The sequence below is a fragment of the Streptococcus mitis genome (genome assembly GCF_946188615.1).
In the GTDB taxonomy this organism is placed as follows: Bacteria; Bacillota; Bacilli; order Lactobacillales; family Streptococcaceae; genus Streptococcus; species Streptococcus mitis_BZ.
On the sequence record NZ_CAMHVK010000008.1, the window covers coordinates 97945 to 110761 of the forward strand.

At 42.7% G+C, this 12817-nt stretch carries 12 protein-coding genes; 1 reads left to right on the forward strand and 11 read right to left on the reverse strand.

Features of this window, described 5'->3' with window-relative positions:
• Window positions 1–24 precede the first annotated feature (24 nt).
• From OCF95_RS08925 to miaA, 5 genes are read right to left on the reverse strand one after another with little or no spacing between them, the layout of a single operon-like run.
• Window positions 25–780 carry an SDR family NAD(P)-dependent oxidoreductase gene (locus OCF95_RS08925; protein WP_261105258.1) on the reverse strand — a complete coding sequence of 252 codons (756 nt, stop codon included), beginning with the start codon at window positions 778–780 and terminating at the stop codon, window positions 25–27.
• Between the two features lie 20 nt (window positions 781–800).
• The gene (gene rnz, locus OCF95_RS08930) at window positions 801–1730 is read right to left on the reverse strand and encodes a ribonuclease Z (protein ID WP_261105260.1); all 930 of its coding nucleotides are present in this window, start codon (window positions 1728–1730) and stop codon (window positions 801–803) included.
• Window positions 1731–1744: 14 nt separating this feature from the next.
• The gene (locus OCF95_RS08935) at window positions 1745–2368 is read right to left on the reverse strand and encodes a cystathionine beta-lyase (protein WP_261105262.1); all 624 of its coding nucleotides are present in this window, start codon (window positions 2366–2368) and stop codon (window positions 1745–1747) included.
• Window positions 2361–3599: a GTPase HflX gene (hflX, locus tag OCF95_RS08940; protein WP_024057897.1), complete on the reverse strand. Its 1239-nt coding sequence runs from the start codon at window positions 3597–3599 to the stop codon at window positions 2361–2363. The genes OCF95_RS08935 and hflX overlap by 8 nt, the downstream gene beginning before the upstream one ends.
• Window positions 3592–4476: a tRNA (adenosine(37)-N6)-dimethylallyltransferase MiaA gene (gene miaA, locus OCF95_RS08945; protein WP_049550687.1), complete on the reverse strand. Its 885-nt coding sequence runs from the start codon at window positions 4474–4476 to the stop codon at window positions 3592–3594. Before miaA ends, hflX begins: the two co-directional genes overlap by 8 nt.
• A 120-nt stretch (window positions 4477–4596) precedes the next feature.
• On the opposite strand from miaA, the gene OCF95_RS08950 reads away from it, so the two are divergent.
• A complete protein-coding gene (locus OCF95_RS08950; protein ID WP_001051780.1) occupies window positions 4597–4767 on the forward strand; it encodes a DUF3042 family protein in 171 nt (56 codons plus the stop codon).
• A 245-nt stretch (window positions 4768–5012) separates the two neighbouring features.
• On the opposite strand, the gene OCF95_RS08955 is transcribed toward OCF95_RS08950, so the two are convergent.
• From OCF95_RS08955 to OCF95_RS08985, 6 genes are all read right to left on the reverse strand, one after another.
• Window positions 5013–5852 (reverse strand): thymidylate synthase, encoded by an 840-nt coding sequence (locus OCF95_RS08955; protein WP_033677660.1) that lies wholly within the window; start codon window positions 5850–5852, stop codon window positions 5013–5015.
• Between the two features lie 97 nt (window positions 5853–5949).
• The gene (locus OCF95_RS08960; protein ID WP_261032473.1) at window positions 5950–6909 is read right to left on the reverse strand and encodes an ROK family glucokinase; all 960 of its coding nucleotides are present in this window, start codon (window positions 6907–6909) and stop codon (window positions 5950–5952) included.
• A gap of 111 nt (window positions 6910–7020) precedes the next feature.
• Window positions 7021–7662, reverse strand: a complete 642-nt coding sequence (locus OCF95_RS09895) for an excalibur calcium-binding domain-containing protein (RefSeq protein ID WP_315899059.1) — start codon at window positions 7660–7662, stop codon at window positions 7021–7023.
• A 49-nt stretch (window positions 7663–7711) separates the two neighbouring features.
• Complete coding sequence (locus OCF95_RS08975) at window positions 7712–8329, reverse strand: alpha/beta fold hydrolase (RefSeq protein WP_261105263.1); 618 nt, start codon at window positions 8327–8329, stop codon at window positions 7712–7714.
• Window positions 8330–10051: an aminodeoxychorismate synthase component I gene (gene pabB / locus OCF95_RS08980; RefSeq protein ID WP_261105264.1), complete on the reverse strand. Its 1722-nt coding sequence runs from the start codon at window positions 10049–10051 to the stop codon at window positions 8330–8332.
• Window positions 10052–10235: 184 nt separating this feature from the next.
• Window positions 10236–12817: DUF1542 domain-containing protein (locus tag OCF95_RS08985; protein ID WP_261105265.1), on the reverse strand; the 2582-nt coding region annotated here is incomplete at its 5' end.

A 12817-nucleotide genomic window follows, 5' to 3' on the forward strand; every position in this document is an offset into this window, starting at 1 on the left:
TGCTCCATTGTAGGAACAACTTTTTTATTTATAATTAAAGATTCCCCCTGCCAACTTATCAGCTAGTTTGGGAAAGAGGGTATAAAATTTGTGGGCTAAATTGAGCAAAAGAGGAAGATTGAGTTCTCGTTTGTTTTTTCCTATAATCTTGACAATCTTTTTAGCCACTGTATCTGGTTCTAGCAAGAAACGGTCAACCGACTTAAGATAAGTCCCATCTGGGTCCGCTTGGTCAAAAAATCCTGTTCGGATTGGTCCTGGATTGACTGTTGTCACATAGACTCCATATGGCATGAGTTCGAGGCGCAGAGCATTTGAAAAACCAATAGCAGCAAACTTGGTTGCTGAGTAGAGACTAGACTTGCCAGTAGCGATCAAACCTGCCATGCTAACAATATTGATGATATGGCCTTTTCGACTTTCCTTCATTCGAGCCGCAAGGCGACGAGACAGATTCATTAGGGCAAAGGTATTGACCTCGAACATCTGATGAATATCTTGGTCAGAAATCTGGTCAAATTCTTCAAAAATCCCGTAACCAGCGTTGTTTATCAAAACATCAATCTTGCCATAGCGGAGATGAAGGTCTGCTACCAGAGTTTCTAAGGCTGAATCATCGGTAATGTCGATTTCAATCAATTCTGCATGGGGATAGTTTCTGTAGAGTTGGGCTAATTTTTCCTTATTTCTACCAAGCAAGATGAGTTGGTCATTTTGCAAGAGTTTGACCATTTCTTGGGCTAGACCACCACTAGCTCCGGTAATGAGAATAGTAGACATACTGTTCCTTTCTCAAGCTTTTAGATTTCCACTTCTTCCAAGTCTTTGACCACATGGGCATTTTCAAAAACACTAGCAGCGTCTTTTTTGAGCTTGCTGATATCTTTTGAGAGAAAACGGGCACTGATATGGTTGAGTAAGAGGCGTTTAGCACTTGCTTCTACCGCTACTTGTGCAGCTTGCATGTTAGTAGAGTGGCCATGGTTACGAGCAATTTTTTCGTCACCCTTGCCATAAGTCGATTCATGGACAAGGACATCGGCATTGACAGCCAGACGCACACTGGCATCCGTTTTGCGAGTGTCACCCAGAATAGTGATAATTTTACCTGGACGTGGGGCTGAGATATAGTCTGACGCCTTGATTTCAGTCCCATCTTCTAAAACAACGTCCTGACCGTTTTTAATTTTTCCAAAAAGTGGGCCAAATGGGACACCAGCAGCCTTAAGTTTTTCAGCATCCAGCGTTCCTTCTAGGTCCTTTTGCATGACACGGTAACCAACACAGAAAATAGTGTGGTCCAGCTCCTCTGCATACACAGTGAATTTATCGGTTTCAAGGATTTTCCCTAAAGAATCTTGGTCAAACTCATGAAAATGAATACGGTAAGGCAGGCGCGAACCTGACACACGAAGACTGGTTAAGACAAAGGACTTGATCCCTTGCGGTCCATAGATTTCCAAATCTGTCTGCTCTTCATTAGCTTGAAAAGCGCGGCTAGAAAGGAATCCTGGCAAGCCAAAGATATGGTCTCCATGCAGGTGAGTGATAAAGATTTTGCTGACCTTGCGTGGTCGAATTGTGGTTTCCAGAATGCGATTTTGCGTTCCTTCTCCACAGTCAAAGAGCCAAACTTCGTTAATCTCATCCAAAAGTTTCAGGGCAAGACTTGATACGTTGCGGGCTTTAGAGGGCTGACCAGCCCCTGTTCCTAAAAATTGAATATCCATTCGATACTTTCTAATTAATCAATATATAACATAGCTGTGCGGTTTTCCGATCGGAAATAACATTTGCCAGAAAAAGCAGCAGCTTCTTGCAGTAAATCCTCTTGGCTGTATCCTTTGAGACGTTTACGACCGTCAGCCAAGCTTTCCAAATCAGTCAAAGCTGTGAGACTCTCCACGCTCACAACTTCCTCGTCCCCGACAGACTTCATGTAAATCTTACCAGACTCTTCAAAGACCAGTTGATGGGGAAAAATTTGTGCAATTTCAAAAAGCAAGTCATCAGAAATCTTCTCTTCATTCTCAGAGAAAATCCGACCCAGACCCTCACTCTCATAACAAAAACCAAAGGATTTACCCGACAGATTAAGCCGAATAAAAGGCTTATTTTCTAGGGTGAAACTTGGCTCAGTATTGTAAAGATTCAGTTCCTGACTGAGTTCCGCAAAATAATCCGTCGCAGCCTCAGGACTTTTTTTCTGGTAGAGTTCTGCAAAATAAGCATTGACCACGCTAGGCGGAGGAGTGATCAGTGCCAACTGCTCTTGCTCTGTTTTACCAGCTAGAAGTTGATCCAGATAGACCTTATCCAGACTTGTATAGCCCCCATATTTTAGAGCCAAGGTTTTAATATCAGTCATAAAATTCCTCTAACCTCCATTTATTTTTCTCGGAAATGTAGCCTGTAATCACTTCGCCGTCTTCCTGATAATCACGTTCTTCAAGAATCGCAACACTTTCTAAATCATGAATCTTGTAGGACTTAGAAAAAGGCACGCGCAGGGTAAAAGATTCAAAAATATCCTTGATTTTCTCTAAAAATAGTGCCTGCAAGTTCTCACGACTATCCTCAGACTTGGCAGAAATGAGGGCATAAGGCGTTTGGGTAGGCGTAAAATCCTCCACCAAATCCGCTTTATTATAAAGGGTCAGGCGAGGAATATCTTCCATGTCCAGGTCTTTCATGATGGACAGGACTGTTTTTTCATGCTCCTCATGGTAAGGATTGCTGGCATCGATCACATGAACCAGAAGGTCCACATGCTTGCTTTCTTCCAAGGTTGACTTGAAACTGGACACCAACTCTGTCGGCAAATCTTGAATAAAGCCAACTGTATCTGTCAAAGTTACTTGGAGATTGCCTCCCAGATGGATACTCTTAGTTGTCGCGTCCAAAGTCGCAAAGAGCTCGTCTGCTTCATACTGTGTCTTACTGGTCAAAGTGTTCATGATGGTTGATTTCCCAGCATTGGTGTAACCAATCAAACCAATCTTAAAGGTGCTGGACTCCAAACGTTTTTCTCTGACAGTCGCCCGATTTTTCTCAACCACCTTGAGCTGGCGCTCGATATCCGTAATTTGATTGCGAACACTACGACGATTCAGCTCCAGCTGGCTTTCACCAGGTCCACGGGAACCAATTCCCCCTGCCTGACGACTGAGCATAATTCCCTGACCAACCAAGCGAGGCAAGAGATATTTGAGCTGAGCTAGGTGAACTTGGAGCTTCCCTTCATGGCTTCGAGCTCGCATGGCAAAGATATCCAAAATCAACTGCATACGGTCAATGACCTTGACACCCAGAACTTCTTCTAAATTGACATTTTGCCGTGGAGTTAAACGGTTGTTGACGATGACAGTGGTAATTTCTTCTGCATCCACCATAAGCGCAATTTCTTCTAACTTACCAGAGCCGACGAAGGTCTTGGAATCATATTTTTCACGTTTTTGTCTGTAGCTATCTACAACGACTGCCCCTGCTGTTTTCGCTAAACTGGCCAATTCTTCCATAGAGAGATCAAAATTGTCCATGCCCTGCAATTCTACACCAATGAGCAGGACCCGTTCCTCTTTTTTCTCCGTTTCAATCATCTAAAAACTCCTCTATCTGGCTTAAAATGCGATCTTTTACACCAGTTTCTCCAATCTGATAAAAGGTCACCTGCATGCGATTACGGAACCAGGTCAACTGACGTTTGGCAAAACGACGAGTCGCCTGTTTGAGACTCTCACTAGCATCCTCCAAGGTCTGCTCTCCACGGAAGTAAGGAAAGAGTTCCTTGTAACCAATCCCTTTAGCAGCCTGCACATCTGGATAATGGTCAAACAACCACTTAGCTTCGTCTAGAAGTCCAGCTTCAAACATCAGGTCCACTCGGTGATTGATACGCTCATAAAGCTGACTGCGCTCATCGTCCAAGCAGATAATCAGCGGTTCATATAGACTCTCTTTATTTTCCAAATCCTGACCAAAATGGACAATTTCCAAGGCACGCATCGCACGACGACGATTAAACTGGGGAATCTCAAGGTCTGCTTGCTCCACCAAATGGGCTAATTCCTCATCTGAATATGGCTCCAAACTAGCTCGATAAGCTAAAATCTCCTCATGAGGAGTCTCACCACCTAGGTGGTAGCCTTCAAGCAAGCTCTGGATATAAAGCCCAGTCCCACCAGCAATAATAGCTAGCTTGCCACGGCTTTGAATATCCTCAATAGCCTTCTTAGCTTCTGAAACAAAATCAAAAGCCGAGTAAGACTCGGTTACCTCTCTAACATCGATTAAATGATGAGGAACAGCTGCCTGCTCTTCTGGACTAGCCTTAGCCGTCCCTATATCCAGACCTCGATAGACTTGCTGGCTATCTCCACTAACCACTTCGCCATTAAAACGCTTTGCAACTTCGATGGCAAGGGCTGTTTTTCCAACTGCAGTCGGTCCAACAATCACAATTATTTTTGTTTTCATCTTTTTTCCTTGAAAAATTCCCATTTTTTCGTTACTATTATTATAACACAAAAAGGTCAGTCAGAAAAATGTGACCTCTTGAGGGGGCTGGCTGATTAAGAAGATAAAGGAGGAAGACTCATGGCTAAAGGATTCGCTAAAGGTCTTGTAACAGGTGTCGCAGGAACTGTCGCTGCAGTCGCAGGTGCAGTATACGCATTTAAAAAGAAAGTGATCGAACCAGAAGAGCAAAAAGCAGCTTTCATCGAAGAAAACCGTAAAAAAGCAGCTCGTCGCCGCGTATCACGTTAAGAAACAAAAGAAGTTGGGATTTATTTTCTCAACTTCTTTTTTCTATTCTTTTATACTGAGCAAACTAAGAAACTAGCCTCAGGTTGCTCAAAGTACTGCTTTGAGGTTGTAGATAAGACTGACGAAGTCAGCTCAAAACACTGTTTTAAGGTTGTGGATAGAACTGACGAAGTCAGCTCAAAACATGGTTTTGAGGTTGTAGATGAAGCGACGCTGACGTGGTTTGAATAGATTTTCAAATAGTATTAAATAGCTAGGTCAAACTTTAACTGTGGCTTGACAGGGTCATAATCCACCAACTCAAAATCTTCTGCTTTGATATCAAAGAAATTGGTCTTATCTGGCACATTTAAAACCAAACGTGGTTGGCAGTTTGATGGCTCACGACGAAGCAATTCCTGAGCTTGTTCAAATTGATTATCATAGATATGGAGATTGTTTATGAAGTAGAAGAACTTCCCAACCTTCCAGCCGAAATGCTTGGCAATCATCATTTGAAGAGCCACGTACTGCATAGCGTTGATATGGTGGGCCACCAGCATATCATTAGAACGCTGGGTCAAGGTCGCATCCAGATAGATTTCTCCATCTACACGGCGGACATCAAACATAGTCTGAAAGGCGCATGGTAGAAGGCCATCTGTTTCTTCGAAAGCTTGGTAATCCCAGAGAGAAATAATATTCCGACGGTTCCAAGGATTAGCTTCCAACTGCTTGAGAAGCTTATTGATGATGTCGTGTTTCTTAACGACCGCCCCGTAACGCTCACCAATAGTTCCCGTATCTCCCACTTCCCAGTCATTCCAGTAGTGAACATTGTACTTGTCATTAAGCACTTCTAGGCTATTAGACTGGTCTTGGTAAATCCAGAGCACTTCCTTGATGGCGGATTTGATTGCAATGGGACGCAAGGTTGTGATAGGAAATTCCCCTTTTGCCAAGTCATACTCTGCAAAGGCACCCGTTACGTATTTGGAGTTGGCAACTGTCCCATCCTTGTACTTGGGACGGGCTTGTTCAGAAAAGACACCGTCTTTGAGGATTCGTTCAATATTTTCTTTAAAAATCGTATCTGCTTTTGTCATTCTCTCTCACCTCATTTATTGTCCTAACTAGTATAGCATAAAAAAAGAAAGGAGGAAAATCACTCGCTTCTGGAAAGCAATTTTCTCCTTTTTTATTTTATTGCAATACAAGTGATGCTGCTCCGATAACTCCAGCGTCATTTCCTAGAGTTGCAAGAGCTAGTTTAGTTGTTGTGCGTACTTGTGGGAAGGTATTTTCGTCGTAAACCTTTTGAACACCTTGTAGAAGGAATTCTCCTGCAGCTGACACACCGCCACCGATAACGATTGTTGATGGGTTTAGGATTGAGCCAATGTTAGCACAAGCGATTCCCAAGTAACGTGAGAAATTACGGTAAACGATCAAAGCAAGATCGTCTCCTTCTTTTGCCAAATCAAAGACAGTCTTAGCAGTTACTTCTTCTCCATTATCAATCAAGCGTTTCAAGGCTGCATCACCTTCGTATTCGTCGGCATAACGACGAGTCAAGTTGACAATTCCTGTTGCCGAAGCCACTGTCTCAAGACATCCTTTTTTACCACAAGTACATGCGATTGGTTGGTCAAAGTCAACAGTGATGTGGCCAAGCTCACCTGCTGCACCAGCAACACCATGAAGCAATTTCCCTTCAGCGACGATACCGCCACCAACACCTGTACCAAGTGTCATAAAGACAACGTCTGGTTGGTTATCACCAGCACCCATCCAGCGCTCACCAAGAGCAGCTACGTTGGCATCATTATCGATGAAGAATGGAATGCCCAAGGCTTTTTCAATCTTTTCTTTAATTGGTTGAAGGGTTTTCCAGTTGAGGTTGTAGGCACCGATAACAGTTCCTTTTTCACGGTCAACCACACCTGGTGATCCCATTCCAATACCTTGGAAGTCTGCTGCTTCCAATCCAAGCAAGTCCAAACGATGCTGAATAGACTCAATCATATCATCTACAATGTGGCTTCCTTCATCCAAAATATTTGTCTTGATAGACCATTTTTCTTGGATTTCTCCCTCTTGAGTTAAAATTGCAAATTTGATAGAAGTTCCACCAAGGTCAATCCCAATAATCTTTTGACTCATCATATTCTCCTTTTTAATTATGAATTAATTGAAAATGCTTACAGTACTAGTATAACAAAATTCACTCATTTATGCAAAGGTTTGCATTAACTTTCTAGATTTTATCCTTACTTATGGTTTCCATAGACCTGAAGCATCTACATAGTAGCGGCCTCCATCAACTCGCTCATTTTTAGCCATTTTACCATCTGATTTCAAGTAATACCAGGCTTGATAAGAAGAGTCATAAACCCACTCACCTTGTGCCATTTTACCGTTTGATTTAAGGTAATAAGCTCCTTGCCATGCATTTTTTACATAAGAACCATCTGATTTCAAATAATACCAAGCTTGATAAGAAGAGTCATAAATCCATTCACTCTGTGCCATTTTACCATCAGCTTTCAGGTAATAGCTTCCCTGCCATGCATTTTTCACTGGATTTCCATTTCCGTCAAAATAATACCAAGCGCCGTCCTGCTTAACCCAACCACTTGTTGTTGATGAAGTTGTATCAGTTTGATTTGTAGCCGCTTGTTTTGCTTTAAAAGCACCCTTAGGAGCATTTTTCAATTCGCAAGCCACACCATCATGATCGCGGTCTAACTTGGCAGAATAACCAGGTTCTCCCTCGTAAATATCTGCGTATCCATTCGCCCAAGCTTCTTTACAACTAGAAAAATGAATGTTTTCTTCTGCTAACACAGGTTGTGAAAACAAGGCTAAAACTGGCAAGGTAGCCAGACTCATTTTTAAAAATAGACGTTTATTCATTTCTTTCTCCTATAACGATGTTATCGATTTCACTATTATTTTATCAAACTTATTTCAGCAATTCAAGGAAAGGTTTAATCTGTTCAGCAAACTCTTTTGGTTTTTCCTTATTCAAGACATGAGGGCCGTATGGGATAATCTGAAATTGGGATTCTGATATTAGTTTATGAAGACTTCTCATAGAACTAAGATTTGGTTTATCTTTGCTGCCACAAATTAGTAAGGTTGGATAAGGACAAGTTCTTGATATATCAGTTAAATCAAGTGTCTTCAATTCCTCAGAAACTCCGACCATAAAAGCCTTGTCTGCTCCCTGTTTTTCAAATACTTTTTTGGGAAGTAGTTTAAAAATCATCAACTGAAGATAAAATAGGATATTACCAGACAGTTTAAGTGGACATCCTGATAGAACCAAAGCTCGGAGATTTGATAAATCGTAACTAGATAGTTCTAATGCCAGGGCAGCACCTAAGGACAATCCAACCAAAATAAAAGGTTCTGTCTCTTGAGCTAGATGCTGATAAACTCGCTCTTTAGCTTGTTGATAGTTGCTAACTCCAGAAGGAAATAACTCAATAGCCTCAGAAGGATAATCTGTCAGTAGATTCCGAACTTCTTTCCAACTATCTGCTGACTGACCTAGGCCATGTAAAAATATTAATTTCATTTAGTTCTCCCTTACTGACAACTCATACAAGCCCCTGACTGCATTACAGCCGTAAATAGCTTCTGCTCGGGCTAAGTCTTTTAAAGTCAAGACTCTCTCTTCTACCTGTCCTGTTTCCAGCAAGAGCTGACGGTAAATTCCTGGCAAGATTCCCAGTCGGATAGGCGGTGTGTAGAGTTTCCCAGAAATTTTCAGAACCAAATTTCCGATAGAGGTTTCAAGAAGTTCTCCTTTTACATTATGATAAATGATCTCTTGTTCCTCTAGGCTCAAATGCGGTCGGTGAGTCGTTTTGAAGTAGGTAAAGGCTTGTTGCAAATTGGCTTCCTGCAGACAAAGTTTGGCCTGACAAAAACTTGGACTGAGGGGTGTTAATACTCGGCGTTCGACTTCTATCTCTCCAGACTTGCTGAGAGAAATACGCAAGCGGTAATCTTGATTAGCATCACAAGCCTGACACTCCTCCTCTATCTTTTGTTTCAAGTTTTCTGAATCAAATGGAAAGGCAAAATACCGACTAGCTTTTCTCAGCCTTTCTATATGTTGATTCTCAAGCAGCAAGTTCTTCTGGCTGATTTTCCCTGTAGTAATCAGTTTGAAACGAGCTTGTTTACGATAGAGAACTGCTGCCTTTTGATGAACCTCGCGGTATTCAGACTCCCAAGTGCTATCCCATGTAATGCCTCCGCCAACTCCATAGATAGCTTGCTCCTTGTAGAGTTGAATGGTCCGAATAGCAACATTAAAAATTCGTCGCCCATTTGGAAGCAGGAAACCAATGGTTCCGCAGTAGACTCCACGCGGTTGTGGCTCCAAGTCCTTGATAATCTCCATAGTCGCAATTTTGGGTGCACCCGTTATGGATCCGCAAGGAAAGAGAGAACGGAAGATTTCAACAAGGTCAACATCCTCTCGCAACTGACTCTTGATGGTTGAAGTCATCTGCCAAACAGTTGAATACTGTTCCACTTGGCAGAGACGCTCCACATGTTCACTTCCCACTTCAGAAATACGGTTCATATCGTTGCGCAAGAGGTCCACAATCATCATATTTTCAGAGCGATTTTTGGGATCCTGTTCCAACCAACTGGCCTGCTCCAAGTCTTCTTGGTCAGTCACTCCACGCTGAGTCGTTCCCTTCATTGGTCGCGTTGTCAACTCACGGTCATTTTGCTCAAAAAAGAGCTCTGGACTCATGGAAATCACTGCCATCTCGTCATGTTCAACATAAGCATTGTAGCCCGCCTCCTGCTCTACTACCATACGATTGTAGATGGCAAAAGGATTGGCACTTAATTTTTGCTTGAGTTGGACGGTGTAGTTGACCTGATAGGTGTCCCCCTGCCGCAAATGATGGTGAATCTGAGCAATCGCCTTTTCATAATCTGCTTCAGACGTCACTTCCTGCCAATTTGAAGGCAAATCAACCTCATCATAAGTCAGGGGAATAGGAGATGTCTCCACCCTATCGTGAACAGTAAAGTAAAGCAAATACTCGTCCAGTAAAGGAGCTTTATGAACTGCTAATTTCTCCTCAAAAGCAGGTGCAGCCTCGTAGCTGACATAGCCCACCACATAGTAGCCTTGCTCTTGGTAGCTTTCCACTTGTACCAGCAAATCTGCCACTTCTGCTACATTTCTCGTTTTCAACTCTTTAATAGGCTGGGTAAAGGTGTATCTCTCGCCCAAAGCCCTAAAATCAATCACTGTTTTTCTATGCATATCTTAAGTATAGCACAAAATAAGAAAACCCTCATCCGCAAAGCAGATGAGATTGTTTTTAGTCCCGTCACGTATCTTCTGATTAGAGAAAAAACTCTCCTAGTAGCTATTTTGCTCTAGGAGAGTTTTAAGAATAATATTATCTACTTAGTCTCAAAAAAGGAGTTGCAACTGTTAGAAATCGTTACTGATTTTCTAATTTGTCTTCTTCATCTTCTTTTCGACGACGAGCAATAAGACCAAAACCAAGTATCGCACTAGCTGTTGCTGCAACAATTGCTGTTATGGATTCTGTTGTACCTGTATTTGGCAATTCTCTAGCCACTACACGCTGATTAGTAGCTACTTGCTGATTCTCATTTTCAAGTTGTGAGATAGTAGATGCTACACTATCTTTCACTTTAGCTTTGGCTTCATCAGTTTTCAATACTTGGTCTATTGCTTGTTTTTCCTGTGGTTTTTCTTTAGAAGTTGGATTAGCTGAGTTTACATGAACTCCAGCACTTGCTCCAACTGCCGGTCTAATTTGTGCAATCGGATTGACTGAGTTCACTTCCTCAATACCAGTTGACTTAGCTTGGTCGACTGTTGCATTCGTTGTTGCTTTGTCGATGGCTGCTTTCGCTGCGTCAGCTTTAGCTTTCGCGTCTGCTTTGGCTGCAGTTTTCTCTTCATCTGTTAAGTCTGTACGTCCGTCTATCTCGGCAGTCTTAGCTTTAAGAACTTCGTCGATGGATTTCTTAGCTTCTGACTTTGCTACTGCGTCTGGATTTACATTATTTACTTCTCTTGTTCCAGTCACCTTAGCTTGTTCTACTTCCGCATTTGTTGTTGCGTTGTCGATTGCAGTCTTCGCTGCGTCAGCTTTTGTTTTTGCTTCTGCCTTAGCCCCAATTTTCTCTTCTTCTGTTAAGTCTGTGCGAGAGTCTATCTCGGAAGTCTTAGCTTTAAGCGCTTCGTCGATGGATTGCTTAGCTTCCGTCTTCGCTACTGCCTCTGGGTTTACTGAAGTCACTGCTGTGATTCCAGTTGCCTTAGATTGGTCGACTTCTGCATTCTTTGTTGCTTTATCTATGGCTGATTTTGCTGCGTCAGCCTTATCTTTTACTTCTGCTTTAGCCGCGGTTTTCTCTTCGTCTGTTAAGTCTGTACGAGAGTCGATTTCATCAGTCTTAGATTTAAGCGCTTCGTCGATGGCTTGCTTAGCTTCTGTCTTCGCTACTGCCTCTGGGTTTACTGAAGTCACTGCTGTGATTCCAGTTGACTTAGATTGGTAGACTTCTGCATTCGTTGTTGCTTTATCTATGGCTGATTTTGCTGCGTCAGCTTTGGCTTTTGCATCTGCTTTGGCTGCAGTTTTCTCTTCATCTGTTAAGTCTGTACGAGCATCAATTTCGGCAGTCTTAGCTTTCAAAGCATCGTCGATGGCTTGCTTAGCTTCTGTCTTCGCTACTGCTTCTGGATTTACTGAAGTGACTTCTAAAGTTCCGTTAGTTTTAGCTTGGTCGACTGCTGCATTCGTTGTTGCTTTGTCGATGGCTTCTTTTGCTGCGTCAGCCTTAGCTTTTGCTTCTGACTTAGCAGCAGCTTTCTCTTCATCTGTTAAGTCTGTACGTGCGTCGATTTCGTCGTTCTTAGCCTTCAGAGCTTCGTCGATGGCTTGCTTAGCTTCTGTCTTAGCCACTGCACCTGGATTTACTGAAGTGACTTCTGCAATTCCAGTTGACTTTGCTTGGTCAACTTCTGCATTGGTTGTCGCTTTATCGATAACTTCTTTTGCTGCGTCGGCCTTAGCTTTTGCTTCTGACTTAGCAGCAGTTTTCTCTTCGTCTGTTAAATCTGTACGAGCGTCTATCTCGTCGTTCTTAGCTTTTAGGGCATCATCGATGGCTTGCTTAGCTGCTGTCTTAGCTTCTGGTTGTGGATCTACTGCTTTTACTTCTGTTATTCCAGTCACCTTAGCTTGTTCTACCTCCGCATTTGTTATTGCGTTGTCGATGGTTGCTTTCGCTGCGTCAGCTTTGGCTTTTGCATCTAATTTAGCCACAGTTTTCTCTTCGTCTGTTAAGTCTGTACGTGCGTCTATCTCAGCACTCTTAGCTTTAAGAGCTTCATCGATGGCTTGCTTAGCTTCCGTCTTCGCTACTGCTGCTGGAGTCACTGAAGCTACACTTGCTGCCCCATCGTTTTTAACTTGAGTTACTGCATCGTTTGTTGTTGCGTTGTCGATTGCAGTCTTCGCTGCGTCAGCTTTTGTTTTCGCGTCTCCCTTAGCTGCAGTTTTCTCCTCATCTGTCAAGTCTGTACGAGCGTCTATCTCATCAGTCTTAGCTTTCAAAGCTTCGTCGATGGATTGCTTAGCTGCTGACTTAGTCAACGCCTCTGGATTGACTGAAGTGACTTCTGTTGTTCCAGTCACCTTAGCTTGTTCTACTTCTGCATTTGTTGTTGCGTTGTCGATGGTTGCTTTCACTGCGTCAGCCTTAGCTTTTGCTTCTGACTTAGCAGCAGCTTTCTCTTCATCTGTTAGGTCTGTACGAGCGTCGATTTCATCATTCTTAGCTTTCAGAGCTTCGTCGATGGATTGCTTAGCTGCTGTCTTCACTACTGCTGCTGGAGTAACTGAAGCTACACTTGCTGCCCCATCGTTTTTAGCTTGAGTTACTACATCGTTTGTTGTTGCGTTGTAGATGGCTTGCTTAGCTGCGTCAGCTTTCGCTTTTGCGTCTTCCTTAGCTTTGGCTTTTTCTTCTGCTGTTAAATCGT

Excerpts from the sequence above, each read along its gene's own strand:
- hflX (WP_024057897.1), bottom strand. The coding sequence starts at position 3,599 with ATGATTGAAACGGAGAAAAAAGAGGAACGGGTCCTGCTCATTGGTGTA.
- OCF95_RS09895 (WP_315899059.1), bottom strand. The coding sequence starts at position 7,662 with ATGAATAAACGTCTATTTTTAAAAATGAGTCTGGCTACCTTGCCAGTT.
- pabB (WP_261105264.1), bottom strand. The coding sequence starts at position 10,051 with ATGCATAGAAAAACAGTGATTGATTTTAGGGCTTTGGGCGAGAGATAC.
- rnz (WP_261105260.1), bottom strand. The coding sequence starts at position 1,730 with ATGGATATTCAATTTTTAGGAACAGGGGCTGGTCAGCCCTCTAAAGCC.
- OCF95_RS08960 (WP_261032473.1), bottom strand. The coding sequence starts at position 6,909 with ATGAGTCAAAAGATTATTGGGATTGACCTTGGTGGAACTTCTATCAAA.
- OCF95_RS08935 (WP_261105262.1), bottom strand. The coding sequence starts at position 2,368 with ATGACTGATATTAAAACCTTGGCTCTAAAATATGGGGGCTATACAAGT.
- OCF95_RS08955 (WP_033677660.1), bottom strand. The coding sequence starts at position 5,852 with ATGACAAAAGCAGATACGATTTTTAAAGAAAATATTGAACGAATCCTC.
- OCF95_RS08950 (WP_001051780.1), top strand. The coding sequence starts at position 4,597 with ATGGCTAAAGGATTCGCTAAAGGTCTTGTAACAGGTGTCGCAGGAACT.
- OCF95_RS08975 (WP_261105263.1), bottom strand. The coding sequence starts at position 8,329 with ATGAAATTAATATTTTTACATGGCCTAGGTCAGTCAGCAGATAGTTGG.
- miaA (WP_049550687.1), bottom strand. The coding sequence starts at position 4,476 with ATGAAAACAAAAATAATTGTGATTGTTGGACCGACTGCAGTTGGAAAA.
- OCF95_RS08925 (WP_261105258.1), bottom strand. The coding sequence starts at position 780 with ATGTCTACTATTCTCATTACCGGAGCTAGTGGTGGTCTAGCCCAAGAA.